The organism is Bacteroides sp. MSB163 (assembly GCF_036416795.1).
GTDB lineage: Bacteria > Bacteroidota > Bacteroidia > Bacteroidales > Bacteroidaceae > Bacteroides > Bacteroides maternus.
On record NZ_CP143867.1, the window covers coordinates 4,859,566 to 4,886,278 of the forward strand.

Below are 26,713 nucleotides of genomic sequence, written 5' to 3' on the forward strand. Positions count from 1 at the left end.
TAAATGGTTTATTATTAATTGTTGTTTTCTTTCACTTTTATTTCTTTATGCTCTTCCTGAGCCAGTCCGATAAACACGGCAGACAACATAGTGAATACGTATGCCTGGATAAATGCCACCAATAGTTCCAATGCGTTCATAAAGATATTGAACAGCACAGATGCCACGGTAAGCGTACCGTTAAGCGCAGGTCCCATACTGGCGGAAATAAAGATCAGACATGTTAACACCAACATTGCCATGTGTCCAGCCAACATATTAGCAAAAAGACGGATCATTAAAGCAAATGGTTTGGTGAAGATACCGAAGAATTCAATAAAAGGCATCATCGGTACAGGAACCTTCAGCCACCAAGGCACATCCGGCCAAAAAATATCTTTCCAATAGGTTTTCGTTCCGAACAGGTTGACGGCAACAAATGTAAAAAGTGCCAAAACCATCGTAATAGCAATATTGCCCGTCACATTAGCTCCACCCGGGAAAATGGGAATCAACCCCATGATATTATTTATAAAGATGAAGAAGAACGCTGTCAGCAGGTAAGGAGCAAACTTCCGATACTTCGGCCCTACACAACTCTTAATGATATCGTCGTTCACCATCATGATAAACATCTCCATAAATCCGATGAAGCCGCCCGGAGCCGCACTACCTTGCGGATGTTTACGATACCACTGGGCAACGGTCAGAATAATGACAAGCAGCAATACGCTGTTAATCAACAGTGACAGTGTTACTTTTGTGATAGAAATATCCCAAGGACGTATTTCGTTTCCGGCTGCATCATGCTCAACCAACTTACCTTCGTACCTGCTACCTACCGGAGCTATGAAGAATCCTTCATAAGATCCTCCATTTTCTTCCAACCGTGAAGAGAGGAAAGCGTGCCAACCAGTCTGCGAGCTATATACAATAATAGGTAATGGGATAGTGACGTGCGTTTTTCCCCATGTGGTAATATGCCACTCGTAAGCATCGCCAATGTGCCCGAAGACGATCTCCTTCACATCCACCGTGTTTTCTTTCTGTTCAGTAGAAGTGACATCATCCCGTTTGGCTACGCTGTCAAGTTCCGCTTCAATCCCCTGTGCCACAACAGGCAAGGTAGTAAGCAGCATTCCCAGCATCAGGAATATTCCGGTCAATAGATTACGCATTTGTTTCATTTTTCTTTTCTTTTTTCTGTTTCTTTCCTACTTCATAAGTAAAAAAGAACCAAGTCTCATATATCAGATAGACTATATAGTAAAGGATGAATGTCAGCAGGAATAACTTAGCTTCTTCCCGCACTGCAAAGCAGTACACCACCAAGAGTATCACAGAAAGCAACATCTTCATCACCTTCATCGCCATGTAAAGCAGCAACATCTTTTGCGGGGCATGCTTACGGCAAGCATCAAACATAGATATTTCAAACAGCCCGAACAAAAAGAAATATACCGGAATGAAAGGGTATCCTCCAAAATAATGTCCAGGCAATAAATAATGTAAAATCCCTGCGCCTACCCATCCTGCTATTAATGTCAACAGGGTGATCTGATATAAAAAATTGCGCTTTGTCAAGCTGATACTCATAGTATTATTCAAATTTAAGAATGAAAGAATTGAGGATGAAAAGACTATTGTCAGTCTACGCAGGCAGAAACCACTCCACCACTTAACTCAATGAAACCACCCTCTATGTCAAGAGTCTGTTCTTCTCCTTCTGCCGGTACATACATCACCTTACCTTCACGAAGCGAAGACACAATGGGTGCATGTTGCGGAAGGATGGTAAACGTTCCTATTGTGCCAGGTAGCGTTACACTTTCCACTTCTCCATTATAAATTTCCTTTTCAGGAGACACTATGTTCAAATACAACTTCTTCATAGCCTCTTTCCTTCTTTTATTTTTTAATTATTTACCTGATCCAGCAATTTCTTACCTTTCTCTATCGCTTCCTCAATCGTACCGACATTCAAGAAAGCTGGTTCGGGTAGATAGTCCACCTCACCATCCAGAATCATCTTAAAGCCTTTGATAGTGTCTTCTATGGGCACCATCGTTCCCGGTACACCTGTAAATTGTTCGGCAACAGCAAAAGGCTGAGATAAGAAACGTTGCACGCGACGTGCACGATTCACCAATGTACGGTCGGCATCCGAAAGTTCTTCCATACCAAGGATAGAAATAATATCCTGCAATTCCTTGTTACGTTGCAGAATTTGTTTCACCCGTTGCGCCACTTCATAATGCTCTTCTCCCACAACATGCGGGTCGAGGATACGTGAAGTAGATTCCAGCGGATCAACGGCAGGATAAATACCTAACTCAGTAATTTTGCGACTCAATACCGTCGTGGCATCCAGATGCGTAAATGTAGTAGCAGGTGCCGGGTCAGTCAAGTCATCGGCAGGCACATATACAGCTTGTACAGAGGTGATAGATCCATTTCGGGTAGAAGTAATACGCTCCTGCATAGCACCCATTTCAGTAGCCAGCGTCGGTTGGTAACCTACAGCCGAAGGCATACGTCCCAACAAAGCGGACACTTCGGAACCAGCTTGTGTGAAACGGAAAATATTATCGATAAAGAACAGGATATCACGTGAGCCACCAGTTTCAGCACCTTGGTCACGGAAAGCTTCCGCCACCGTCAGCCCGGACAATGCCACTGATTGGCGCGCACCGGGAGGTTCGTTCATCTGCCCAAATATCAAGGATACCTGTGATTTCTCCACTTCACTGTAATCTACCTTAGATAAATCCCAGTTTCCTTCTTCCATACTTTTCTTGAACTCTTCACCATAACGGATAACACCGGATTCAATCATTTCACGCAGCAAGTCGTTACCTTCACGGGTACGCTCTCCCACTCCTGCAAACACAGAAAAGCCATGTTGTTTCTTAGCAATGTTATTAATGAGTTCCTGGATAAGCACTGTTTTACCTACACCAGCACCACCGAACAAACCGATCTTGCCACCCTTACTGTAAGGTTCCAGCAAGTCGATAACCTTGATACCTGTATAGAGCACCTCTTGTACGGTAGTCAAATCTTCAAACTTAGGAGGATCACGGTGGATGGGATAAGCACCGGCACGGTCTAACTCTTTCATACCATCGATGGAATCACCCACTACATTCATCAACCGACCTTTAATCTGGTCGCCCACCGGCATGGTAATAGGACCACCTGTGGGATACACTTTCATACCTCTTTGTAAACCGTCCGTACTATCCATTGCTACAGTTCTCACTGTATTTTCGCCAATGTGTTGCTGCACTTCTACGATTAATGTTTTTCCGTTTGATCTTTTTATCTCCAGTGCGTCGTGGATACTTGGAAGCATCAGTTCGGCATCCGTACCTTCAAAATAGACGTCTACTACCGGTCCGATGACCTGAGAGATATGTCCGATAATTTGTGACATAAGCAATCTTTTTATATAATTTCTCTTTTTCTAAACTCTACAAGTCGCGTTCTTGTCATTCCGCTGCTATGAGCTTAACACCTATTGAATAGTTTTTGTTCAAAGCTTCAAATCTTAATTTTTACGGAATAGTTACATAAGCAACTTTGCAAATGTAAACACAAAAACTTTCAGGTTGTACTCTATGAAAACGTTTTTTCTATAAATTATACCCTTTTGAACTATTATTACTACAATCAGAACAAAAAAGCGACATCCATTTAACGTTGCTTAAACATTCATCAACAGATACTAAGAAGGAATTCCACTATTTCTGTATGAACAAAACATCATTTGGTAAGTTATATTTTGAAGTATAAATTTAATGAAAGGAAAAAGTATGAATTCACATCAAAATCCATTCGCAGGAAACACCCCACAGGATGTAACCGAAAGACAAGGTGAAAATGCCATTTTCATCGTTTACGGATTAAATCAATCTCCTGATGCCGTCGACAAAGTAAAAGATATATGTACCAATTTCTCAGCGTTAATACGTAGTATGCGTAATCGCTTTCCCGATGTACAGTTCAGTAGCACGATAAGTTTCAGTGCTAATGTATGGAATCGTATTTTCCTTGGCAAGGGGAAACCAAAAGAATTGGAAACTTTCAAAGAAATAAGAGGAAGTAAATATACAGCTGTATCCACTCCCGGTGATATACTGTTTCATATCCGGGCACGGCAAATGGGGCTATGTTACGAATTTGCTTCTATCATCGATGAAAAGTTGAAGGGGGCTGTTGAAGCTATTGATGAAACTCACGGTTTCAGATATATGGATGGTAAAGCAATCATTGGCTTCGTAGATGGAACAGAATCTCCAGCAGTAGACGAGAATCCTTATCACTTTGCCGTAGTTGGTGAAGAAGATCCGGATTTTGCGGGTGGAAGTTATGTATTTGTACAGAAGTATATTCACGATATGAATGCTTGGAATGCACTTCCAGTAGAAGAGCAGGAAAAGGTAATAGGACGAAGAAAGTTTAATGATGTGGAATTGTCGGATGAAGAAAAGCCTGCAAATGCACATAATGCTGTAACAAATATTGGAGATGATTTAAAAATAGTACGTGCCAATATGCCATTTGCCAATACTTCAAAAGGAGAATACGGTACTTATTTCATTGGATATGCAAGTACATTCAGTACTACGCACCAGATGTTGGAAAGTATGTTTATCGGGAATCCTGTAGGCAACACCGACCGTTTGCTTGATTTTAGTACTGCGGTTACCGGGACCCTGTTCTTTGCACCGTCTTACAATCTACTTGGAGAAGATTAGCAGTTCGCCCCATGCTGGACAAACATAAAAAAAGGCTATCTATCCCAGACAGCCAATCTTTTGTTAACCTTAAATCTAATACTATGAAAAACACGTTGCAAAGGTACGGATTTTCTTGATTTCTCCAAATTTCAGAGCCTTTACAGGGCATTTTACAACAAGGTTTAATAATTCTATCGACCTTGTTAACAATTTGACAAAGAAAAGAGAGTATTACATCATATTTTTAAACAGGAATTAATAAACAAACAGAGGGGCAATCAGCCTCTCTGTTTGTTTATTAATTCCTGTTTCGGATACCGAATTTCCAGAGAAGAATATCTATTCAACTATAGCGGGCCTCTGCATATAATATGCAGAAGTCCCGTTATGATAATAGTTCTCTTTTATGGAAGTACATTTAAAACCATTTTTTTCATATAAATGAATAGCTGGGGAATTAGAAACATTCACTTCCAAAGTAATTCTCTTTAAGCCTTGTTTTTGAGCAATAACAGTTATCTGATCTATTAGTAATTGCCCCACTTTCTTGCCACGAAAATCAGGATGAACAGCTATCGAATAGATACGTAGACTACAAGCACGTTGATTTATCAATACACTAAAATAGCCCCCCACCCTTTGCTGATATTCTGCTACACAAAAGTATCCTTTTGCTTGAGAAATAAGATAAACAAACTGACGCTTTGAAAAACTATCTTTATCAAAACAAATTTGTTCTATCTCCATAATTGACGGAATATCATCAATTTCAGCCAAACGAAGTATAAATCGCTGTTCCATGCGAATTAGAAACGTTTTACATCCAACATACGCCAAAAGTTATTCAGTAATCGATAGTAGAGTTCATCTCCCAGAATGGCGTCTTCTAATCCATGGTCAATGCTGGGATTATCATTTATCTCAATAACAATAGCACGGTCATTTATCATTTTCAAATCTACTCCATACAGGCCTTTCCCAATAAAAGAAGCCGCGCGCAGCGCTGTATCCAATACCTTACGTGGCACTTGATAAATAGGAATAGTCTCCACCAATCCGCAGCGGCTCCGTCCGGAAGCATAATGGCAATAGATTTGCCAATGTCCCTTAGCCATATAATACTTACACGCATAGAGAGGCTCTCCATTCAGAATGCCGATACGCCAGTCAAAATCTGTTGGAGTGAACTCCTGAGCCAGCAGTATAGATGACTTCTCAAACAATACTTTCAACGCTTCATCCAACTCGATCTCATTATTGACTTTCTTCATACCAATAGAGAAAGAACCATCTGGGATTTTCAGGATAAAAGGACTACCAAGTTGTTCCGTAATCTCCTCATAAGAGTTGACATTCGATTTGAATAGTAATATGGAAAGCGGTGCCGGAATCTTTTCCTTCTCAAACAATTCTTTCAGATAAACCTTATTGGTACAGCGGATAATAGATTGAGGATCATCTATAACAGCCAACCCATTTTGTGTGGCCAATTGTGAAAGCCGGAACGTGTAATGGTTTAACGAAGTAGTGGTACGAATAAATAAGGCATCAAACTCCATCAGTCGTGTGGCATCTTCCTCAGTTAGCAATTCGGCATGAATATCCATCTTCTTAGCCAGTTCAAGTAGTTTGTGAAGTGCCTTTTTATCGCTTGGCGGAAATTTTTCATCCGGATCATACAATATAGCCAGGTTGTATCTTACCGATTTCGAAGCCTGAGGATTGCGCCACACTTTTCTGTTAAACAAATCCAGAGCATTAGCGAAATAATCCTCTTCCTCATTATTCAATGAGCTCAAAGGTAAAAACTGAATATTTTCTATCTGATTCTTATGTCGCGTATTTAATGTAACCCGCAATAAAGGAGCCGGATAATTCTCAAAAATAAAACGGGCTATACGCTCCAATCCTTTCTCTTTGCAAGTGCCAAAGTATACATTCAGAGACCAAAGATCATCGTTTATTTCATTTTTCTGAATCCATTGATAACAAAGCTTTTGAAGACTGCTATCCATACGGATACCTGCACCTGCTTCCACCTTATTAATTATATCTACTCCGGGAATAACTTTATGCCCCCTCGTCTGGGCTAATAACGAGCAATAATAGCCTTCGGAGTTATAGCTATAATCATTACTCAGGTTGATTACTAATTTACGATCCTTTCCCGGTGATTTATACTTCAGGTAGTCAGATACTGTTAAAATGCTGTTTGTTTTGGAATATGGTTTCCAATCATCCAAGCTGTCTACAAGGATCAATACATTGTTCATTTCATCTTTTTAAAAAAGTGCTCGAAAGTAGTGAATTAAGCAATACAAAATATCACAGACTCAATAATTATTTTCAAAGAATGAAAGCAACTCTGTTTTTGCTCAAAAATGCAACAAACAAAAGCTTCCCAGGGTTGTTTCTAATAGCAACTAAAAACAGACCTTGATTATGAAAAAGTTTAAATTCAGTTTATTGGCAGGCTTGTTGTTGCTGATATCTGCTTCCGTATGCGCGGAAAATACTCCGGAAAAAGTACAGGAAACTTTCAAAAAGATGTATCCTAAAGTGACGACCGTGGAATGGACGCATAAAAGTGATTACCACATTGCCGGATTCGTTTCAGATAGCCACGAAATGAACGCCTGGTTTGGAAACAACGCCCAATGGATAATGACAGAGACAAATGTCGAAAGCCTGGAAAATGTCCCTGCTCCCGTAGCTAAAGCATTTATGCAGACAGAGACGCCTCCTATACAAATCAGATATATAAAGATAATTACCTTCCCCCAAATGCCTACTGTAGTAATTATCGATATAGAAGAGTATAACTCTGACAGAGAAATTCAGCTTTTCTATGCTCCTGACGGTAAACTACTACAGAGCCTTGATGTATCTGGTGGTGATGGAGAAATCTATCCCGAGTTATTCGGGTAATACAAAATTCTTACCAAATACAAGAACAATTGAGTCAAACAGAATGTTATCTATAAAAATAACTATAAATAGCAAGACTTATGAGTAGACGTTCGCAGCTGGAGCATGAAGTATCATTAGCTCAAAAACGTATTAAGGAAGCTCCCCAAAATACGCCGGCAAACATCAGAAAAATTTGGGAACAAGAGTTGGTTGAACTTGAAGTAGAACTGAACAACCTGACTGACGATGAAGAAGATAATAACGATTAGCAACCTCTGACAATGAAATGGGATAATCAACTGATAAATCATTTGCAATGGTCGAATGCAATCATTAATCGTGAGGGCAAAGAAATCGTAGCGCAGGAAATTGCTGCAATGGCGAAGGATGGTGATGTGATCGGAGCCGGCTCCGGTTCTACCGTTTATCTGACGCTATTCGCATTAGCGGAACGTATTCGCAAAGAATCTCTACATATAGAAGTTATCCCTGCCTCCGCAGAAATTTCCATGACCTGCATACAATTGGATATACCACAAACGACCCTTTGGAATAAACGTCCAGACTGGGCTTTTAATGGTGCTGATGAAGTAGATCCGGAGAAAAGTCTGATTAAGGGACGTGGTGGAGCCATGTTCAAAGAAAAACTTCTGCTAAAAAGCAGTAGTAAAAACTTCATTATCATTGATGATACAAAACTGGTAGATCATTTAGGAAGTCATTTTCCAATACCTGTAGAAGTGTTTCCAAGTGCATTAACTTTTGCAGAAAGCGAGATGCAACGGCTGGGAGCTTCTGACGTGAAATTGCGTCTTGCCGGTGGAAAAGACGGGCCTGTTCTTACCGAAAACGGTAACTTTATTTTTGATACCCGCTTCAGTTATGTTGACCCTTCTTTGGAACAAAACCTGAAAGCAATTACCGGAGTAATTGAAAGCGGGCTTTTTATCGGATATGATGTTGAAATAGTAGTTGCGAAATAAAAAAGCAGCTGCCACTCAATCTGTGACAACTGCTTTTCTTTTATCTAATAAGTAAGCCTTAATACACTTCAATCTTTTCTGCAATTCGCTTAGCCTTATCTCTCAATGCATCCAGATCTGACTTTAACGGTGCATAGCATAACACCACGCCCATACGCCGATTGACGCGCGTCGTCGGCTTACCGAAAATGCGGAGATAAGTATCTTCTTCTTTCGTCACCTCTTCAATACCACGATAATCAGGACGTTCCTGGCTGGCAATATTTGAAAGAATCACAGCACTGGCACCAATACGCTCTTGCTTGATGTTTGGAATAGGCAAGCCTAGTACAGCACGCAAATGAAGTTCAAATTCATTCAAATTTTGTGTTCCTGCCAATGTCACCATACCCGTATCATGCGGACGCGGAGAAAGTTCCGAGAAATAAACTCCATTTTCATGGCTCAAGAAAAATTCAACTCCCCACAGACCGGCACCGGTCAGAGCCCGTGTCACTTTCTCAGCCATTTCCTGCGCTTCCTTCAAATGAGCAGGATCAATGTGCGCCGGCTGAAAACTTTCACGATAATCGCCCCCTTTCTGCACATGTCCGATGGGCGGGCAGAACAATGTAGGCCCATTCTTTTGCGTCACCGTAAGCAATGTTATCTCACTATCAAACTTGATAAATTCTTCAATAATCAATTCTTTTATATCACCACGGCTACCATTACAGCCATATTCCCAGGCATGCTCCAATTCATCCGCACTCTTCACAAGAGACTGCCCCTTGCCCGAAGAAGACATCAACGGCTTCACTACGCAAGGAAAACCAATCTTTTCAGAAGCAGCTTTCAACTCATCCAGAGTTTTTGCATAAAAATATTTAGCAGTTTTCAGTCCCAACTCCTGTGCGGCCAAATCACGGATAGCCTTGCGGTTCATGGTAAAGTTTACGGCACGGGCACTGGGTACCACCTGAATACCTTCCTTCTCAAAATCGTAAAGACGTTCTGTACGGATGGCCTCGATTTCCGGGACAATGATATCCGGCTGGTGTTTACGTACTACACGTTCCAATGCATCGCCGTCAAGCATGCTAAATACCTCATATTCGTCAGCCACCTGCATGGCAGGTGCTCCGGCATATGAATCACAGGCAATAATATATTGACCTTTTCGTTGGGCAGAAATCACAAACTCTTTGCCCAGTTCACCGGAACCTAACAATAAAATCTTCTTCATTTTTGCTATGTGTTTATATTAAGAAGCACAAATGTACGTAAAAAAATAAGTAGCTACCGCTTTAAATAATTTAAAAAACGAATGGATAGCTCATTTTTATCTGTATCTTTGTAGCATAAACAATAGGGTTTATTCTGAAATCTTCTTTGTGCATGTTTGCTTTTGCGGTATTCCGCAAATTATTCCATCCCAAAATGACCTCATAATCAGCTCCTTTGTTCGTCACAAGATTAAATTGTTGTATGAATCCTGAACGGATTAGGTGCAGCTATTAGTCAGAAAAACTAAGTGCAGTATATAAACTGCATAATATATAATAATTAAAGAATGGCAGTAAAAAGAGTAACATCAAGTAAAAGAGACAGAGAAAAAGCGAAACAGAGTAAGCGAGAAGAAAAACAAAAGAGAAAAGAAGAACGCTTGAGCAGCGGTAGCCGTAGCTTCGAAGAGATGCTGGCTTATGTGGACGAAAACGGTATTCTTCATTCCACACCAGAAGGTGTTAAGCCTAAAGAAGAAATAGATGCTTCTGAAATAGAAATATCAATTCCGAAAAAAGACGAAGCAGAAGAAGTTCTGCCATTAAACGGACGTATTGAACATTTTAATGTGTCCAGAGGTTATGGTTTTATTAAAGATTTAGGAAGTGGTGAGAAATATTTTTTCCACGTTACTTCCGCTCCCGAAGGGATAACCGAAGGGGATAACGTAACATTTGAAATTGAACGTGGTACGCGAGGTATGAACGCCGTGCGGATCTCAATCATTAATAAATAACAATTTTAACTTACAAAAAGAAATGAACATTTATGTTGCAAACCTAAGCTGGAACACAAACAGTGACAGCTTACAGGAATTATTTTCACAGTATGGCGAAGTAACTTCAGCCTACATTATTAACGACAGAGAGACGGGACGTTCACGCGGTTTCGGCTTCGTAGAAATGCCGAATGATGAAGAAGGTCAGAAGGCTATTGACACTCTTAACGAAACAGAATTTGAAGGCAAGAGCATTGCAGTAAGCGTAGCTCGCCCCAGAACAGAAAGACCTGCAGGCGGCAACCGTGGTGGCTATGGCGGCGGTGGCAATCGTGGCGGCGGCTACGGTGGTGGCAATCGTGGCGGTGGCTACGGCGGCGGCAATCGTGGCGGTGGCTATGGCGGCGGAGATCGCGGTGGAAGATATTAATCTTACAACTTAGCAAAGAAATGAAAACTGTTCGGGAATATTCCCGGGCAGTTTTTTTATACCCATATCACACCTATATATATCAATAATATCTATATTTGTATATTATGATAAGAACCAAACACATATTACTGACTCTTTCATTGCTATTGTGCAATGTCTGCATCCACGCTGCAACAGTCGATTACTCCGTGCGTGGAAAGATTATCGACAAGCAGTCCCGCCAACCGGTAGCGTATGCTAATGTCGTAGTTGTAGGTATTCCCGGCAAGGGAGCATCGACAGATTCTCTAGGGATATTTTGTATAGAGCAGATACCCCCTGGTATTTATCGCTTCGAAGCAACACTGATAGGTTATAAAAGCACAGTGACCTCCGAGTATTTGGTTTCCGCCTCTACGCCTTTCATCGAGATAGAGATAGAAGAAGATGAAAATATGCTATCAGCAATAGTGGTCACTCCCTCTCCTTTCCGGAAAACGGTGGAAAGTCCGGTAAGTATGAGGATTATCGGCTTGCAGGAGATAGAAAAAAGTCCGGGAGGAAACCGCGATATCTCACGCATCGTGCGAGCCTATCCGGGTGTCTCTTTCTCTCCCATCGGTTATAGAAACGACTTAATAGTACGAGGCGGATCACCTTCCGAGAATCGCTTCTATATGGATGGAATAGAAATACCTAATATCAACCATTTTGCCACACAGGGAGCATCGGGTGGCCCGGTTAGTATAGTCAATGCAGATTTGATACGGGAAATCAGTTTCTACACCGGAGCATTTCCGGCCAATCGTTCCGGAGCCATGAGTTCAGTATTAGATTTTCGTCTGCGCAATGGCAACCCGGACAAACAGATATTTAAGGCAACCCTGGGAGCATCCGAAGTTTCTTTCAGCGGCAACGGACATTTGAGCGATAAGACAACCTATCTGTTTTCTATACGTCAATCTTATCTGCAACTACTGTTCAAGACTTTGGGACTTCCTTTCCTGCCAAACTTCATTGACGGTCAATTCAAATTGAAGACCAAACTGTCAGCACATGATGAGCTGATCCTACTTGGCTTAGTCGGCATTGATAAGATGAAACTGAATACAGACGAGAAAGGAGAAGACGCGGAATACATATTAAGTTATCTACCTACCATTCACCAGGAGACATTCACAGTGGGAGCTTCATACCGCCATTATGCAGGGAAACATGTACAATCGGTCACCTTAAGCCATAACTACCTGAACAATCGTAATATAAAATATCTGAATAATGATGAATCTTCCGAAGACAATCTGACACTCCGGCTTCGTTCAGTAGAGCAAAAGACCAGCCTGCGCTTTGAAAACCAAACGAGATTAGGGCAATGGACATTGAAGGAAGGTGCAGAAATGAATTATTCCAACTATACGAATCAAACGAATCAGCGAATATTCGGTATAACCTCTACACTCTCTGATTACCGGACGGATTTGAACATATTCAGTTGGGGCGGTTTCTTCTCAACAGATTATACCACTGCCAATAAACGTTTTTCCGCATCCGCAGGCATCCGTACAGATGGTAACAACTACAATAAGGAGATGAAAGAATTATGGAAACAGCTCTCTCCCCGCCTCTCCTTATCTTACGAACTAACCCAGCAATGGACATTAAGCGGAAATACAGGTCTATATTACCAATTACCACCTTATACAGCATTAGGTTTTAAGGACAACGATGGCCTTTATGCAAATAAGAATTTAAAGTATATGCAAGTGATGGAGACCAGCCTCGGACTTGATTGGCATTTACAGAATAGGTTGATGATTTCGGCAGAAGGTTTCTTTAAGCGTTACAGCCGTATGCCTCTTTCTCTCCGTGATGACATCCCTCTGGCATGTAAGGGAGACGATTACGGCACAGTAGGTAATGAGGCATTGATACCAACTGCACGAGGGCGTGCTTATGGTGTAGAAACCATGTTGCGTTGGCAGATACCGGGACGTTTCAACTTTGTATCTTCCCTCACAGTCTTCCGCAGCGAATATCGCAATGGAAATGCCGGCAGTGATGATAAGATCCCCTCCGGAATCAAATACATCTCTTCTGCGTGGGACAACCGTTTCATTCTCAACGTAAGCGGTACGTATAATCTTCCACATCGTTGGAGTATCGGAGGAAAATTGAGTTATATAGGTGGTGCCCCTTACACTCCTTACGATGAAGAAAAATCCTCATTAGTTGAAGCCTGGGATGCACAGGGGCGTCCGTATTATGATTATTCAAAATACAATACGGAGCGTCTACCCAATTTCGCCCAACTCGATATTCGTGTAGATAAATCTTTCTATTTTCATCGCTGCATGGTAGGTTTTTATCTCGATTTGCAGAATATCACAGGAAGTAAGTTGAAGCAGCAGGATGTGATTATGAGTACAGGAGTTATTGAAAACCCGTCTGCGCCTGTAGGAAAACAAAGATACAAGATGAAATATCTGAAACAGGAAAGTGGAACGATATTACCGTCGATTGGAGTTACCGTAGAATTCTAATGCCAGGCCTTTGTTATTGACCTACAAAAAGTAAATAGCCGGAATGATCTCAAATAAATCATTCCGGCTATTATAATAAAACTATGACACTTTTCTTATTATTGAAATATCATTTATTGATGTTGTTCCCTCAGCAAATCATTCACCGTCTTTACCGGATTAAACGTACTCAAAGAAACTTCTACAAACACCGTATTCCAATCACTCATAGCACCGTTCCACAATCCTGGAAGTTCAAGTGCCTTGAGTTCTTTACCGTTCTTCGATTTGTAAGAGATGAAACCGGTAGCCTTATCTACGAAATTAACAAGATCAAACTTATGGCCCTTATAATCGCGCACAGCACAAACCAAATCTACAGGATTAAAGTGCGTACCCTTTTCGAACATCTCTTTCTTCTCCGGATCGTCCATATCAATTTGAGAACTTTCAAGAATTTGCAGGGAAATAGTACCGTCATTATTATATGCCAGGAACGGACCGCCACCCGGCTCGCCTACATTTTTCACCATACCACATACGCGCATCGGACGGTTCAGTTTCTCTTTCAGATAAAGTACAAGTTCGGCATCCTCCAAATTCTTTGTCTCAGGATTCTTGCAGAATAATTTCTTTTGCAGGAATTGCAGAATTTCAAGCACTTGCTCGTGAGTATATCTGCCACTATCCAAAAGTTCCAGATAAGCAAATGCTTTTTGTTGCAGCGCCACTAATACTCCGGCAATCAGCTTCTTATACAACACGGTGTCGCCTTTCAACTTATCGGGCACCACATTGTCGATATTCTTGATAAAGATAATATCTGCATCAAGATCATTCAGATTCTCGATCAATGCGCCATGACCACCCGGACGGAACAATAATTTGCCATTATCACGGAAAGGCTGGTTATCCATATCAGCAGCAACCGTATCCGTGCTAGGCTTCTGTTCAGAGAAAGTAACATTATAATCCACTCCGTATTTCTTTGCATAAACGGCTGCTTTGTCAGCCACCAATGCTTCGAATAAACGGCGATGTTCGGGAGAGACAGTAAAGTGTACGTTTACTTTTCCATTCTTATTAGCCGCATAGAGAGCACCTTCCACAAGATGTTCTTCCAATGGAGTACGGCTTCCATCTTCATATCTGTGGAACTTCAGCAAACCTTTCGGAAGCGCACCATAATTCAATCCTGCCGCCTCAAGCAATGCAGCCACTACAGCTTTATAATCACCCCCAGCCATCAATGCGGGAATGTTCTTCTCGAATGCTTTCTCACAGGCGGCATTCAAGTCATTATAGAAAGCGAACTTTTCAATCTGCTCAAAAAATGTTTTTTCGAATTTAGTTTCGGGCACATCATAATCAGCCCCGAGAAATTCGAATAAATTCTTGAACATACGGCTTGCCGCACCTGAAGCAGGAACAAACTTCACTACTACTTTATCTGTCCGCGTATATGCATCCCATGCATCGAGATAGAGCTTCTGCTCTTCTGCTGCAGGTGCCAGAATACCTTTTTCCAATGAAGCGGCAGCAGCCAGCTTTAAGTACGGGAAACCTTTCTCAAAACAGGTCAGCTGTTCAGCTATCTGCTCTTCTGAAATACCTTTTTGCCTAAGCAACTCTTTGTCTTGCGGTGTTATCATACTATCTATTTTTTATTAATTGATTGCCAAAAATACAAAAAAAGCACAAGCCTTATAATAGAAAAGAAGAAAAATTCTACCTTTGGCCAACAAAAATGGACGATTATGGAAAGAGATGAATTTTTCACTACTGAAGAGAAGGAATCTCTCTTCTCTCTCTACAGAAAATTATTGCAGTTGACCGGTGAGACATTACAGAAAGGTGACTGTAGAAAACTGAAAACACATCTTATCAACTCTATAAAGGATAACCGAGTTCAGCGTGACACCTTCGGACTGAATCCACTGGTTAAAGATATGCAGACTGCCGTTATCGTGGCCGAAGAAATCGGAATGAAACGGGCGTCTATTCTGGGCATCATGCTGCATGAAAGCGTGAGAAACGGAGCTTGTACCCCCGAAGAAGTGCAAGCCGCCTTCGGTGAAGACGTGGCAGGTATCATCCGCGGACTCATCCGCGTAAATGAGCTTTACTCCAAAAGCCCGACTATCGAATCAGAAAACTTCCGCAACCTGTTGCTCTCGTTTGCGGAAGATATGCGTGTGATCCTAATAATGATTGCAGACCGCGTGAACATCATGCGGCAAATCAAAGACAGCAAGAATGACGAAGCCCGTCGGCAAGTGGCAAATGAAGCGGCCTACCTGTACGCTCCCCTCGCCCACAAACTAGGTTTATATAAGCTGAAATCGGAGCTGGAAGACCTTTCACTGAAATATACGGAGAAAGAGGTTTACTATCACATCAAGGATAAGCTGAACGAAACAAAAGCGTCCCGCGACAAGTATATTGCCGCCTTCATCGCTCCGATGCAGAAGAAACTGGAGGAGGCCGGATTGCATTTCCACATCAAAGGACGTACAAAGTCCATTCACTCCATCTATCAGAAGATGAAGAAACAGAAATGTCCGTTCGAAGGGGTATATGACTTATTCGCCATCCGCATTATCCTGGATTCACCTGTAGATAAAGAAAAGCAGGAATGCTGGCAAGCATACTCCATTGTAACAGATATGTACCAACCTAACCCGAAGCGCTTGCGTGACTGGCTATCTGTACCCAAAAGCAACGGTTACGAGTCATTACACATCACTGTAATGGGTCCCGAAGGCAAATGGGTGGAAGTACAGATACGTACCGAACGCATGGACGATATCGCCGAACGGGGACTCGCCGCTCACTGGCGTTACAAAGGTGTAAAGGGAGAAACGGGATTGGATGAATGGCTGACCACTGTCCGTGAAGCATTAGAAAACTCGGATAGTAACGGGCTGGAAGCTATGGACCAGTTCAAACTGGATTTATACGAGGATGAGGTCTTCGTATTCACTCCGAAAGGCGATCTGTTCAAGTTAGGCAAGGGAGCTACGGTACTGGATTTTGCCTTCCACATCCATAGCAAATTAGGATGTAAGTGTATCGGTGCAAAAGTAAACGGTAAGAATGCCCAATTGCGGCAAGTGCTGAATAGTGGTGATCAGGTGGAAATTATGACATCGAATACACAGACACCCAAACAGGATTGGCTGAATATTGTAACCAGCTCCAAGGCACGTACCAAGATACGCCAGGCATTGAAGGAGATGGTTGCCCGCCAGCATGCCTTTGCCAAAGAAACGATAGAGCGTAAATTCAAGAACCGGAAAATAGAATATGATGAAGCCGTAATGATGCGCTTGATCAAACGTCTCGGCTTCAAGACAGTGACAGACTTTTATCAAAGCATCGCAGATGAAACACTGGATGTAAATGAAATCATCGATAAATATCTGGAACAGCAGAGGAGGGAAAGTGATACGCATGACGACATCACATACCGCAGTGCTGAGGGATATAATTTGCAACAGACACAGAACGATGAAATCACCCGTTCGAAAGAGGATGTACTGGTAATTGATCAGGATCTGAAAGGACTGGACTTCAAGCTGGCACGCTGCTGTAGTCCGATTTATGGAGATGATGTTTTCGGTTTTGTTAGTGTGACCGGCGGCATCAAGATACATCGTAGTGACTGCCCTAACGCCACACAGTTACGTGAACGATTCGGATACCGGATTGTAAAAGCACGCTGGGCCGGTAAATCGCAAGGTACGCAGTATCCGATTACGCTACGCGTTGTGGGACATGATGATATAGGCATTGTTACAAATATCACTTCGATCATATCCAAAGAAAATGATATCTCATTGCGCTCTATCGGCATTGACTCCCATGATGGTTTATTCTCCGGAACGATGACTATTATGGTAGGTGATACAGGACGACTGGAGACACTGCTCAAGAAGCTGAGGACGGTGAAGGGAGTGAAACAAGTTTCAAGAAGCTGAGAAGAAAAATGAATGAAGAATAATGAATGATGAATTAAATGACTTATGAAATATAGTTTTAAAAAACAGATCCGCAGTTTCGGATATGCCTGGAAAGGTATCCGGCAATGTGTAGGGAAAGAACAGAACTTAAGTTTTCATCTCATTACTACAGCAGTGGTGATAGCTGCCGGTTTTTTCTTTGGCATAACACGTACAGAATGGATAGTCATTATCTTATGTATTGGCGTGGTAATAGCCGCGGAACTGTTCAATACAGCCATTGAGAAATTGGTGGATCTGGTTTCTCCCGAGCGTCACCCCATTGCAGGGCAGGTAAAAGACATTGCCGCCGGAGCAGTGCTAGTGTGCGCTGTTGCGGCGGCAATTATCGGGATCATTATTTTTCTCCCGTATTTATAAATACTCAGGCGCAGATTACCAGATTCTTTTCCTGATACAAATCTGCATGATCCGTGCCAGACAATTATCTTACTTTTTTCCTCTTATAATAAGGATACGTCAGCAAAAAGAAGGAAGCCAAAGCTACCAGGATTCCAATACTGATTACCTTATAAATCAACTGAAAATCAGTATATAGATAAATATCTGCGATACCGGTTCCATTTGCTAATTCGGAATACATTTCTCCATGATCCGATAGAAAACAACAAACTGCAAGACCAATCAGAATACCGGTTTCCATGGCCAAATGGCAAGTTGTATTCGCTGTTCCCCGTTGACAATGTTGCGAGAGTTTAACAAATATCTTCGTAAAAGGTATCGTAAGCACTACCAGAACAACGAGAAAAAACAGTGCAGCATAATCCCCTTGTTTGATTAACAATAATGCAATACCGGGAATAAAAGCAATCAGTACCAAATTGAGGGCGGGAAGCCAACTCCGCAACAACAAGAAACGGTCAAGATTGCAATACCCCACTCCTATCGGTGCACGGAAAGCTACATATACCCGCAATGCAAATAGAATACTGAATATACTGCATAATATAGAAAAATATGCCGTCATACTGAAACCTTTGAGCTGGAACATCCATATTCCCGCTACCACTCCTACCAGCATACCCAAGCGGGCTGCCAGTGCAAAGCCCAGATTTCCGGCACTACGGCGCGAAGCAGTAGTGATATCGATGGCCACCGTAATACCTGCCGTCGTAGCCAATCCGAATGCTCCACCCTGCATAGCAGCAAGCATCAGCAATCTCGGAAAAGTATCGACAAAGATATAGCCTAAAGTCGTTCCCAATATCACAAATATGGAATAGACAAGTACACGTTTCCGCTTATACTCATCTCCCAGATATGCATGAAACGGCCCCACCAGGAACATCGCCGCTGCAAATACCAGAAACATGCTGCCGGCCTGCCCTGTGGAAATGCCCAACCGGGACATCATCACTGAGGGAAGCACCGGGAAAAGCATGTAGATGGATGCAAAAAGCAGGAAATTGGCAAAGCACATCCTCATAAAGCCCAGTGACCAAAGATTATCAATATTGCTCTTTCTCATTCGGGAAATCTAAGTTCTTGACATCAGATACATAACGGCTGATAGCATCAGTCATCACTGTATGCAGATCGGCATAACGACGCAGGAAACGAGGACGGAAACCATTGTTCATTCCCAGCATATCCTGAATCACCAACACCTGGCCATCTACTCCACCACCGGCACCGATACCGATAATAGGAATGGTCAGTTCACTTGCCACACGTTCGGCCAGAGCGGCAGGTATTTTCTCCAGTACAATGGCAAAACAGCCGGCTTCTTCCAGCATATGAGCGTCACTGATCAGTTTTTCAGCTTCTGTATCATCTTTCGCACGAACCGTATAAGTACCGTATTTATTGATAGATTGCGGCATCAGCCCGAGATGTCCCATAATAGGGATACCGGCACTGAGGATACGTTTCACCGTACCTATAATTTCTTCACCACCCTCCAGTTTCAGAGCGTCTGCATGACTCTCTTTCATAATACGGATAGCCGAAGCAAGACCTTCCATCTCATTACCTTGGTAAGATCCAAAAGGCATATCCACCACCACCATAGCACGTTTCACACCACGAACTACGGATTTTGCATGATATATCATCTGGTCGAGGGTAATCGGAAGCGTAGTCACATTACCTGCCATCACATTACTGGCAGAGTCGCCTACCAGGATTACATCCATGCCTGCACCGTCCACAATCTGCGCCATAGTATAGTCGTAAGACGTCAACATAGATATCTTTTCGCCTCTCTGCTTCATCTCTACAAGGCGATGAGTAGTCACTTTTCGAGTGTCATCTGAAATATAACCAGCCATAATTATTTAGTTATAAGTTATTAGTTATGAGTTATTATTTCTCAAAATTTGGGCGCAAAGGTATAACTTTAAATTAATAACCTCATAAAATTATGATAAAGTTTTAAATGCAGGCGAATCACTTATTCAATATTTTTACATACATTTGTTTCATTATACAATTCACATACAAAGATATACCATGAAAAACCTCTTTACTCTGCTCACATGCATTTTTATGCTGGCTATAAAGTTAGAAGCACAAGCACAAGTCAGCAATTCACCAGTTCAGCAACCAGTTCACGGATGTTGGTATAACCCGGACACTCAGGAATGGTTGTTAGGTTTCTTTAAAAGCTTTGCCATATACGAAGATGATATTTGGTTGTATCAATCTATGAATATTCGAAAAGGGAAAGCGGAGATTACGCTTGGAAAAGGGAATGAGAGTAGAATGATTAAACTTAAATTCGACAATAAGCAAGACAGTATTTGTACTGCCATACTTCCTGATAAACGGCAATTAAAATTAGCCCGGCACTCCGTGCAACCGGAATTTAAGTGCAAAGACCACCGCACATTTACAGACAACGGTTACTACACAGACTCTGTCACCCTCATTGGATATCTGCAACATACGGAGCGAACTTCACCTTTTCCTATCAGTGTGCCCAATTTCTACACTGATGAAGAAGATACATATTATGCGGATATAGATTCACTAGGATGTTTCAACATCACTTTTCCTGTCATAAATACAACCTCCGTTTTTCTGGACTGGGGAAAAGAGGGAATCAATATCTATGATGTAGTAGAACCTGGTGAAAAGATATTCCTATACCATGATTATGCCACCAACCGCACTCAATTCATGGGAAAAAATGCCCGCTTACATACGGAATTAAGAAACTATGCTTTGTATCCACCTAATAAAGAATATAGTATATATGTTCCTTATTACGACAAAACGATGAGCCATGAGGAATTTATGCAGAAACTGGAGGATATCTACAAGACGAAAGTAAATATATTAAAGGGATACACAGACAAGCATCCATTGCTTTCAGACAGATTCATGCAATATATACAATCCGGCTACACAATGGATCTGGCCTCCTACCTCATGCAAAGACGTTTCGCACTGAGAAGGGGATTTAATAAGGAATTCTTTGATAAGCCTTATACAGACTATGTAGACAGTCTGTATAACCGTTTACCACAACCTTATACATTACAGCGAAATATCAGTTCTTTTCTAAGGGACTATCTGGGTTACTATAATAGTATGTTTTCCACAGCTATCACCCTCAGCAATATTGAAGTGCTCCGTTATCTGGATCAGAAACAAATTCACTCCCTGAATAAACAGCAAAAGGAAGATCTTCTGGCATATGAACATGCCATAGACCTCAGTATATTGGGAAGACATTATGGAAAAGATTCTTTAGAAATAGATTCATTAGCCTTGCCCTACAAAGAAGGAATGCTACGCACCAACGAATTACTGAACGACAGCAGTATACTCCATTTGTGTCAGCAATATCAATCCCTGATACCTTTTTTAATGGACAAAAAGAGAATAGACGAGCAACTTATTTGTTTCAAACAGATAGAAGCTTCTCCAATGTTAAAAGAATGGATAACTACCAAAACTTTCTATAACAACATGGAATACAACAGAAAGGAACTGGACGAAAATATTCTGGAATACTTCAAGCAACTTGTCACCCATAAAGAGTTCAGGAGTACAATAATGGATCAACAGGAAACATACATCGCACTCAGTAAGCAAGAGATGAACTACCCGGAAAGTTTAAAGGAAACCGCTTATTTAAAAGATAGCAACGATGCCGACGAACTATGGCATACATTGATTGCCCCCTACAAAGGAAAAGTCATTTATGTAGATATATGGGGAACTTGGTGTAGTCCGTGCAAAAGAGAAATGCAATTGGTTGCACCGATAAAGGATGAAATGCAGAATAAGGATGTGATCTTTATGTACTTTGCCAGCAACTCTGCCGAAGCAACCTGGAAAAACTGCATCAAAGAATTCCGTTTAACCGGTCCTAACATAGTGCACTACAACCTCCCTCAGAAGCAACAGCAAATGCTGGAACAGAAATTCTCTATCAATAGTTTCCCTACCTATATGTTAATAGATAAGGACGGAAATATTACAGACATGAAAGCACCTTCTCCCAGCAGGAAAGCTGAATTGATAAATAGATGCAATGAACTGCTGACTAAATAGTCAGCAGTTTCTCATAATCCATACCTTTGAAGTCATCAATGATATAATGACACAACGGAGCAATTTCTTCGCGTGAATTGGTAGTAGACAGACCGATTACCGTAGCTCCGGAAGCCATACCCGCTTTCAGTCCGTTGAAAGAGTCTTCGAAAACATAAGTTGTTTCCGGTGTGGTACCAAATACTTTCATGCCAAGCAGGAAGCAATCCGGTGCAGGTTTGGAAGCTGTGAACATTTCAGCTGTAAGAATACGGTCGAACATAGTTTTGATTTCGGGTTTGGCACGATATACAGCTTCCATCTTTTTATCATTGGAACTAGTGACCACAGCCATCTTTACACCATTGCGACGGAGATCGGCAATAAAAGATTCTACACCGGGAATAAATTCGAATGTCATTTCCTGCTCAAAGCGGTCGAGGCCGGCGGTAATTTCTTCCTGTTCTTTAATCATACCGGGAAAGAAGGTGTTATAGATATACACCAAAGTTTGTCCCTTTACGCGGCTTTCAAGATCTTCCATACCCAAATAATCTACTCCCATTTTGTGCCAGAAGATGCTATACTGCGTCTCTGTGTCGACAACGACACCGTCGAAGTCGAAAAGAACAGCGATGTTTTTTGTTTCAGTCATATAAACTTCCTTTTACCTTATAATGTTAATACCTTATCAATTACGATACAAAGGTCTGAATAATCCTTGAACAGAGCAAATAAATGAGTAACTTTGCTGCAAATACAGATACGCGGACGGCACGGACCGGAGCGGACGAACGCGGATTCATTACTTTCTTTAGATTAATAGTTATGGATAATAACCCTCACATATTAGGTACCGAACGTATAGGTAAACTGCTGCTACAATATTCTATACCCGCCATCATCGGTATGACGATTACTTCACTGTACAACATCATCGACAGCATTTTCATCGGTCACGGTGTGGGTGCGATGGGTATTGCCGGATTGGCCATTACTTTTCCGCTGATGAATCTTGTGGTAGCATTCTGTACATTGGTGTCGGCAGGTGGATCTACAATCTCATCCATCCGTTTGGGGCAGAAAGATTTGGACGGAGCTACCGAGGTATTGGGAAATACGCTGATGTTTTGTCTGATCAATGCTGTTGTTTTCGGCGGACTCGCCTTTTTGTTTCTGGATGAAATATTAAGATTCTTCGGTGCCAGCCAGGATACACTGCCCTATGCCCGGGATTTCATGCAAATTATTCTTGCAGGAACACCTATTACTTACACGATGATCGGACTGAACAATATCATGCGTGCCACGGGATATCCTAAAAAGGCAATGTTGACTTCCATGGTAACCGTGGTTTGTAACATCATCCTTGCTCCTATCTTTATCTTCCATTTTGACTGGGGTATTCGCGGAGCTGCCACAGCAACCGTTATTTCGCAGTTTATCGGTATGGTGTGGGTAGTGAAGCATTTCCTTGATAAAGACAGCTTTGTACGCTTCCGCCCGGACTTTTGGAAGCTAAAGAAGCGCATCATCAGCAGTATTTTTTCGATTGGAATGTCGCCTTTCTTAATGAATGTGTGCGCCTGTGTCATTGTGATTATCATCAACAACTCTCTGCAACGCCACGGAGGTGATATGGCCATCGGAGCTTACGGCATCATCAATCGCCTGCTCACTCTCTATATAATGATTGTATTAGGATTAACCATGGGTATGCAGCCCATTGTGGGGTATAATTTCGGGGCACAGAAGCATGACCGTGTGAAGCAAACCTTGAAACTGAGTATTCTGACTGGTGTGTGCATCACGAGCAGTGGTTTCCTCATTTGCGAGCTTTTCCCGTATGCAGTGTCCGCTATCTTCACAAACGATCAGGAACTGATTGACATTGCTTCACGCGGTGTTCGCATTTGCGTGCTGATGTTCCCGTTTGTGGGTGCGCAGATCGTTATCGGTAACTTCTTCCAAAGTATCGGAAAGGCTAAAATCAGTATTTTCCTTTCACTTACCCGGCAACTCTTATATTTACTTCCCGGTCTGATCTTCTTCCCCCGCTTTATAGGATTGAATGGTATCTGGACCAGTATGCCGGTGGCTGACTTTTTCGCTTTCCTAACGGCACTCGTAGTGTTATGGACGTATATTCGAAAGAAAAACAGAGAGAGTATCGCGTAAGTAATTTGTACCACTCAAACAGAAGGTATAACCTTCAACTAAAAAGGGTGTAGCCCTAACACCAAAGGGCTACACCATCCTTATCAAAGGGTGTAGCCATCCGATCTGAAAGGCTACACCCTTTTTATTCTGCTTTACAGATAGCTGTAGGCATGGTTAAAGCATTAAATTACCTCTATTCACTCTTGATGCTCTGTACAGGGTTTTCATTAGCTATGCGCCAGGCTTTCCAAATGACGCACACCGTAATAATCAGCAGATTAGCAATACCCACCAGTACATACACCGGCCATCCTAGCGGCACTTGTATGGCAAACAGATCCATCCATATTCCATTTACATACCATGATCCTATCGTCCCCATGATGACTGCCGGTACCGCCACCCAAAGTACATCGAGCGAAAGCATTTCCAATATTGTAGACGACTCGGCACCATTCACCTTACGGATAGCAATTTCTTTGGAACGGCGACGCACCTCATCGGTAGTATAACCTATTAATCCCATCAGCATAACGAAGAACATCACCACTGTTGCCAATATGGTAGCATCGCGGAAAATACGAACAACACCATAAGCATCCTGCATGTCAAGCTCCAAAGAATAGAAATCTACTGTTTTCGCAGGAAAGGCAGCTGCTGCCTCACTGTTCAGTCGCCTCAGGTTCTCCACAAAAGGTTCTTTGAGGCGAACATGGATAGAGCCTCCAAACCGTCCGCAACGAACAATAAGCGGTTGTTGCGACACATAGAACGATGCGGTATGGAAATCTTTGAGCACTCCCACAATACGGAGATCTCCCAGACCTGTATTCCCTTGGTGCACAATACGCCCCACTACATCATCACCCCAGCGCATCGTCTTGGCAAATGTTTCATTCACAACCGCCTCATTGCGCTCGCGTGCCATGCGCCCCTCTTTCATCGTCATGCCCATCATCTTCGGATAGTTTTCTGTTTCCACACAATAGCGCGAAGAGAAAAGTGACTGTCCGCTTTCGTTCAAGATCCTCATGCCGCTCATTCCGATACATGGCGGATAACTGGCAGATTCCACATCCTCCACATAAGGCAGTCCGAGAAAGAACTGACGTGCAGCATCACGCTCAGAGTCACTCTCAAAGTAGATGTCGGACGTAGCTATACGACGGGCATCGTAACCTGTATCTTTATTCAATACATAATGATACTGAGCCATAATGACACACATCAGCCCACAGATGAAGGCTACACCCAAAAACTGAATGAAAAGCAATGGACGTTTCCACCCTTTCTTTCCTTCTGTGTAGTGACGGAAAACCAGCGACACGGGTATCCGTGAGAACATCCGCCCTGGTAACACTCCGCCTATGACAAACAGTATTCCTATCACCGACAGTGGCACCCAGATACGACTAAGTGCAAAAAGTGACGTCAACCGGACTTCCATCATTTCTTCTATCATCTCACGGAAATTCAGCAACAGAAACGCCATCAGTATCAATGACAACAAAATGATAATGCTTGTCTCCAACAAAAACATGGAGAATACAGTACCTCCCGATGCACCATTACATTTATGCACTCCCACTGCTTTAGCACGATATGAAAGCGAAGAAATAGAAATAAGCACATAATTCAGCGCAGCAATGAAAAGAATAGCCAGACCGAGAATCAACGTAATAGCATTCATACGTCGTACCGCTTCATCGCCACGATACACATCGCGCAATGGCTTCACAATGGAAGTATAACTGGAATTGTCCTTTCCATCCTGAGGAAGATAATTTTGAATGACAGCCTCCAGGCGGGCATTGAACTTCTCAACATCTACCTTCACGCCCGGATGAAAACGGATATATTGAAAGAAAGAATCACCTCCTTCCCAGGAATTCTCCGCCCAATCACGACTCCAGGCGCTGACGATAGAAATGACAGCTTCAGGATTCATGGTTGAATTCTCAGGCAAGGCAACGTAGACTCCTTTCACAGTAAGCTGTAACTGCTTATCATAACTTATCACTTTACCAATGGGGTCCTCGTCACCAAACATTTTTTGTGCCAGACGGTCACTCAGAAAAACCACATCCTTTTGCTGAAGTTCATGCAGCGGATCGCCTCTGAGTACGTCGATGCCCAGTGTCTGAAAAAAGAGTGAATCTGCCATTACAGTGTAGTCTTTAAAACGCACACTGCCGTTATAAAGCGGTCCAAAAGCCATGTATTTGCAAACACTGACAGCAGCTTCCACTTCTTGGGGAAAGTTCTCCAAGACGGCACCTGCCACAGGGGGTAGGTTAAGTTCACCCGGCTCGCCCCGCTCACTATTGATGGTAAAGATGGAGAAGAGCTGGTAGATGCGGTCCGGATCACGGTAGCAAGTATCATAGCTCTGCTCAAAGGCAACACGGACAAAAAGCAGGATGCTCATCGTCAACGCTAAGCCCAGAGAGAGAATCTTGATGATATTGCTGCCGCGACCACGGAGCAGTGTTTGAATTACATAGTAAATCTGCTTCATAC

At 42.3% G+C, this 26,713-nt stretch carries 23 protein-coding genes; 11 read left to right on the plus strand and 12 right to left on the minus strand.

The window, feature by feature from the left end; all coding sequences use genetic code 11:
• Window positions 1-14: 14 nt before the first annotated feature.
• The 4 genes from atpB to atpD are packed head-to-tail and all read right to left on the minus strand — an operon-like array spanning window position 15 to window position 3,415.
• Window positions 15-1,166 (minus strand): F0F1 ATP synthase subunit A, encoded by a 1,152-nt coding sequence (gene atpB, locus VYM24_RS18805; RefSeq protein ID WP_118402356.1) that lies wholly within the window; start codon window positions 1,164-1,166, stop codon window positions 15-17.
• Window positions 1,150-1,575, minus strand: coding sequence for a hypothetical protein (locus VYM24_RS18810; RefSeq protein ID WP_007218358.1), 426 nt, complete (start codon window positions 1,573-1,575; stop codon window positions 1,150-1,152). Before VYM24_RS18810 ends, atpB begins: the two co-directional genes overlap by 17 nt.
• A gap of 50 nt (window positions 1,576-1,625) precedes the next feature.
• Window positions 1,626-1,871 (minus strand): ATP synthase F1 subunit epsilon, encoded by a 246-nt coding sequence (atpC, locus tag VYM24_RS18815; protein ID WP_118402357.1) that lies wholly within the window; start codon window positions 1,869-1,871, stop codon window positions 1,626-1,628.
• Between the two features lie 23 nt (window positions 1,872-1,894).
• Window positions 1,895-3,415: a F0F1 ATP synthase subunit beta gene (gene atpD / locus VYM24_RS18820; RefSeq protein WP_149934159.1), complete on the minus strand. Its 1,521-nt coding sequence runs from the start codon at window positions 3,413-3,415 to the stop codon at window positions 1,895-1,897.
• Between the two features lie 379 nt (window positions 3,416-3,794).
• Between atpD and VYM24_RS18825 the strand changes: the two genes are divergently transcribed.
• Window positions 3,795-4,739, plus strand: a complete 945-nt coding sequence (locus tag VYM24_RS18825; RefSeq protein WP_291553505.1) for a Dyp-type peroxidase — start codon at window positions 3,795-3,797, stop codon at window positions 4,737-4,739.
• 321 nt (window positions 4,740-5,060) lie between these two features.
• Here VYM24_RS18825 and rimI read toward each other — a convergent pair whose 3' ends face one another.
• Both rimI and VYM24_RS18835 read right to left on the minus strand, forming a co-directional pair.
• Window positions 5,061-5,522 (minus strand): ribosomal protein S18-alanine N-acetyltransferase, encoded by a 462-nt coding sequence (gene rimI, locus VYM24_RS18830; protein ID WP_118402360.1) that lies wholly within the window; start codon window positions 5,520-5,522, stop codon window positions 5,061-5,063.
• A gap of 5 nt (window positions 5,523-5,527) precedes the next feature.
• On the minus strand, window positions 5,528-6,994 hold the full coding sequence (locus VYM24_RS18835) for a RimK family protein (RefSeq protein WP_291554087.1): 1,467 nt from the start codon (window positions 6,992-6,994) through the stop codon (window positions 5,528-5,530).
• Window positions 6,995-7,163: 169 nt separating this feature from the next.
• Here VYM24_RS18835 and VYM24_RS18840 point away from each other — a divergent pair, with 169 nt between their 5' ends.
• The 3 genes from VYM24_RS18840 to rpiA all read left to right on the plus strand — a co-directional run bounded on the left by VYM24_RS18840 (window position 7,164) and on the right by rpiA (window position 8,614).
• Entirely contained in the window at window positions 7,164-7,649 is a 486-nt protein-coding gene (locus VYM24_RS18840; protein ID WP_330940637.1) for a PepSY-like domain-containing protein, read from the plus strand.
• 80 nt (window positions 7,650-7,729) lie between these two features.
• Complete coding sequence (locus VYM24_RS18845) at window positions 7,730-7,900, plus strand: hypothetical protein (RefSeq protein WP_007213977.1); 171 nt, start codon at window positions 7,730-7,732, stop codon at window positions 7,898-7,900.
• Window positions 7,901-7,912: 12 nt separating this feature from the next.
• Window positions 7,913-8,614 (plus strand): ribose 5-phosphate isomerase A, encoded by a 702-nt coding sequence (rpiA, locus tag VYM24_RS18850; RefSeq protein WP_330940638.1) that lies wholly within the window; start codon window positions 7,913-7,915, stop codon window positions 8,612-8,614.
• A gap of 58 nt (window positions 8,615-8,672) precedes the next feature.
• Here rpiA and purT read toward each other — a convergent pair whose 3' ends face one another.
• Window positions 8,673-9,839, minus strand: coding sequence for a formate-dependent phosphoribosylglycinamide formyltransferase (gene purT, locus VYM24_RS18855; protein ID WP_291554080.1), 1,167 nt, complete (start codon window positions 9,837-9,839; stop codon window positions 8,673-8,675).
• Window positions 9,840-10,166: 327 nt separating this feature from the next.
• Between purT and VYM24_RS18860 the strand changes: the two genes are divergently transcribed.
• The 3 genes from VYM24_RS18860 (at window position 10,167) to VYM24_RS18870 (ending at window position 13,550) form a co-directional block, all read left to right on the plus strand.
• Window positions 10,167-10,616, plus strand: coding sequence for a cold-shock protein (locus VYM24_RS18860; protein ID WP_291554078.1), 450 nt, complete (start codon window positions 10,167-10,169; stop codon window positions 10,614-10,616).
• Between the two features lie 22 nt (window positions 10,617-10,638).
• Window positions 10,639-11,028 (plus strand): RNA recognition motif domain-containing protein, encoded by a 390-nt coding sequence (locus tag VYM24_RS18865; RefSeq protein ID WP_330940639.1) that lies wholly within the window; start codon window positions 10,639-10,641, stop codon window positions 11,026-11,028.
• Window positions 11,029-11,135: 107 nt separating this feature from the next.
• Window positions 11,136-13,550, plus strand: a complete 2,415-nt coding sequence (locus VYM24_RS18870) for a TonB-dependent receptor (RefSeq protein ID WP_330940640.1) — start codon at window positions 11,136-11,138, stop codon at window positions 13,548-13,550.
• Between the two features lie 113 nt (window positions 13,551-13,663).
• Here VYM24_RS18870 and VYM24_RS18875 read toward each other — a convergent pair whose 3' ends face one another.
• Window positions 13,664-15,181: a DUF4301 family protein gene (locus VYM24_RS18875; RefSeq protein ID WP_291554072.1), complete on the minus strand. Its 1,518-nt coding sequence runs from the start codon at window positions 15,179-15,181 to the stop codon at window positions 13,664-13,666.
• Between the two features lie 105 nt (window positions 15,182-15,286).
• Here VYM24_RS18875 and VYM24_RS18880 point away from each other — a divergent pair, with 105 nt between their 5' ends.
• Both VYM24_RS18880 and VYM24_RS18885 read left to right on the plus strand, forming a co-directional pair.
• Entirely contained in the window at window positions 15,287-17,509 is a 2,223-nt protein-coding gene (locus VYM24_RS18880) for a RelA/SpoT family protein (protein WP_330940641.1), read from the plus strand.
• A 45-nt stretch (window positions 17,510-17,554) separates the two neighbouring features.
• On the plus strand, window positions 17,555-17,911 hold the full coding sequence (locus VYM24_RS18885; protein ID WP_299092715.1) for a diacylglycerol kinase family protein: 357 nt from the start codon (window positions 17,555-17,557) through the stop codon (window positions 17,909-17,911).
• Window positions 17,912-17,975: 64 nt separating this feature from the next.
• Here VYM24_RS18885 and VYM24_RS18890 read toward each other — a convergent pair whose 3' ends face one another.
• Both VYM24_RS18890 and panB read right to left on the minus strand, forming a co-directional pair.
• Window positions 17,976-19,019, minus strand: a complete 1,044-nt coding sequence (locus VYM24_RS18890) for an MFS transporter (protein WP_330940642.1) — start codon at window positions 19,017-19,019, stop codon at window positions 17,976-17,978.
• On the minus strand, window positions 19,000-19,821 hold the full coding sequence (panB, locus tag VYM24_RS18895; protein ID WP_007213965.1) for a 3-methyl-2-oxobutanoate hydroxymethyltransferase: 822 nt from the start codon (window positions 19,819-19,821) through the stop codon (window positions 19,000-19,002). The genes VYM24_RS18890 and panB overlap by 20 nt, the downstream gene beginning before the upstream one ends.
• A 181-nt stretch (window positions 19,822-20,002) precedes the next feature.
• Between panB and VYM24_RS18900 the strand changes: the two genes are divergently transcribed.
• Window positions 20,003-22,054, plus strand: a complete 2,052-nt coding sequence (locus VYM24_RS18900; RefSeq protein WP_330940643.1) for a TlpA family protein disulfide reductase — start codon at window positions 20,003-20,005, stop codon at window positions 22,052-22,054.
• On the opposite strand, the gene VYM24_RS18905 is transcribed toward VYM24_RS18900, so the two are convergent.
• The gene (locus VYM24_RS18905) at window positions 22,047-22,688 is read right to left on the minus strand and encodes an HAD family hydrolase (protein WP_291554061.1); all 642 of its coding nucleotides are present in this window, start codon (window positions 22,686-22,688) and stop codon (window positions 22,047-22,049) included. The two genes, VYM24_RS18900 and VYM24_RS18905, sit on opposite strands and share 8 nt — an antisense overlap.
• 173 nt (window positions 22,689-22,861) lie before the next feature.
• Here VYM24_RS18905 and VYM24_RS18910 point away from each other — a divergent pair, with 173 nt between their 5' ends.
• Entirely contained in the window at window positions 22,862-24,211 is a 1,350-nt protein-coding gene (locus VYM24_RS18910; protein ID WP_291554095.1) for an MATE family efflux transporter, read from the plus strand.
• Window positions 24,212-24,386: 175 nt separating this feature from the next.
• On the opposite strand, the gene VYM24_RS18915 is transcribed toward VYM24_RS18910, so the two are convergent.
• A complete protein-coding gene (locus tag VYM24_RS18915) occupies window positions 24,387-26,711 on the minus strand; it encodes an ABC transporter permease (protein WP_299092729.1) in 2,325 nt (774 codons plus the stop codon).
• Between the last annotated feature and the right edge of the window lie 2 nt (window positions 26,712-26,713).

Excerpts from the sequence above, each read along its gene's own strand:
- VYM24_RS18880 (WP_330940641.1), top strand. The coding sequence starts at position 15,287 with ATGGAAAGAGATGAATTTTTCACTACTGAAGAGAAGGAATCTCTCTTC.
- VYM24_RS18810 (WP_007218358.1), bottom strand. The coding sequence starts at position 1,575 with ATGAGTATCAGCTTGACAAAGCGCAATTTTTTATATCAGATCACCCTG.
- VYM24_RS18910 (WP_291554095.1), top strand. The coding sequence starts at position 22,862 with ATGGATAATAACCCTCACATATTAGGTACCGAACGTATAGGTAAACTG.
- VYM24_RS18890 (WP_330940642.1), bottom strand. The coding sequence starts at position 19,019 with ATGAGAAAGAGCAATATTGATAATCTTTGGTCACTGGGCTTTATGAGG.
- VYM24_RS18845 (WP_007213977.1), top strand. The coding sequence starts at position 7,730 with ATGAGTAGACGTTCGCAGCTGGAGCATGAAGTATCATTAGCTCAAAAA.
- atpB (WP_118402356.1), bottom strand. The coding sequence starts at position 1,166 with ATGAAACAAATGCGTAATCTATTGACCGGAATATTCCTGATGCTGGGA.
- atpD (WP_149934159.1), bottom strand. The coding sequence starts at position 3,415 with ATGTCACAAATTATCGGACATATCTCTCAGGTCATCGGACCGGTAGTA.
- atpC (WP_118402357.1), bottom strand. The coding sequence starts at position 1,871 with ATGAAGAAGTTGTATTTGAACATAGTGTCTCCTGAAAAGGAAATTTAT.
- VYM24_RS18885 (WP_299092715.1), top strand. The coding sequence starts at position 17,555 with ATGAAATATAGTTTTAAAAAACAGATCCGCAGTTTCGGATATGCCTGG.
- VYM24_RS18905 (WP_291554061.1), bottom strand. The coding sequence starts at position 22,688 with ATGACTGAAACAAAAAACATCGCTGTTCTTTTCGACTTCGACGGTGTC.
- VYM24_RS18870 (WP_330940640.1), top strand. The coding sequence starts at position 11,136 with ATGATAAGAACCAAACACATATTACTGACTCTTTCATTGCTATTGTGC.
- rpiA (WP_330940638.1), top strand. The coding sequence starts at position 7,913 with ATGAAATGGGATAATCAACTGATAAATCATTTGCAATGGTCGAATGCA.
- VYM24_RS18875 (WP_291554072.1), bottom strand. The coding sequence starts at position 15,181 with ATGATAACACCGCAAGACAAAGAGTTGCTTAGGCAAAAAGGTATTTCA.
- VYM24_RS18860 (WP_291554078.1), top strand. The coding sequence starts at position 10,167 with ATGGCAGTAAAAAGAGTAACATCAAGTAAAAGAGACAGAGAAAAAGCG.
- panB (WP_007213965.1), bottom strand. The coding sequence starts at position 19,821 with ATGGCTGGTTATATTTCAGATGACACTCGAAAAGTGACTACTCATCGC.
- purT (WP_291554080.1), bottom strand. The coding sequence starts at position 9,839 with ATGAAGAAGATTTTATTGTTAGGTTCCGGTGAACTGGGCAAAGAGTTT.
- VYM24_RS18835 (WP_291554087.1), bottom strand. The coding sequence starts at position 6,994 with ATGAACAATGTATTGATCCTTGTAGACAGCTTGGATGATTGGAAACCA.
- VYM24_RS18900 (WP_330940643.1), top strand. The coding sequence starts at position 20,003 with ATGAAAAACCTCTTTACTCTGCTCACATGCATTTTTATGCTGGCTATA.
- VYM24_RS18840 (WP_330940637.1), top strand. The coding sequence starts at position 7,164 with ATGAAAAAGTTTAAATTCAGTTTATTGGCAGGCTTGTTGTTGCTGATA.
- rimI (WP_118402360.1), bottom strand. The coding sequence starts at position 5,522 with ATGGAACAGCGATTTATACTTCGTTTGGCTGAAATTGATGATATTCCG.
- VYM24_RS18825 (WP_291553505.1), top strand. The coding sequence starts at position 3,795 with ATGAATTCACATCAAAATCCATTCGCAGGAAACACCCCACAGGATGTA.
- VYM24_RS18915 (WP_299092729.1), bottom strand. The coding sequence starts at position 26,711 with ATGAAGCAGATTTACTATGTAATTCAAACACTGCTCCGTGGTCGCGGC.
- VYM24_RS18865 (WP_330940639.1), top strand. The coding sequence starts at position 10,639 with ATGAACATTTATGTTGCAAACCTAAGCTGGAACACAAACAGTGACAGC.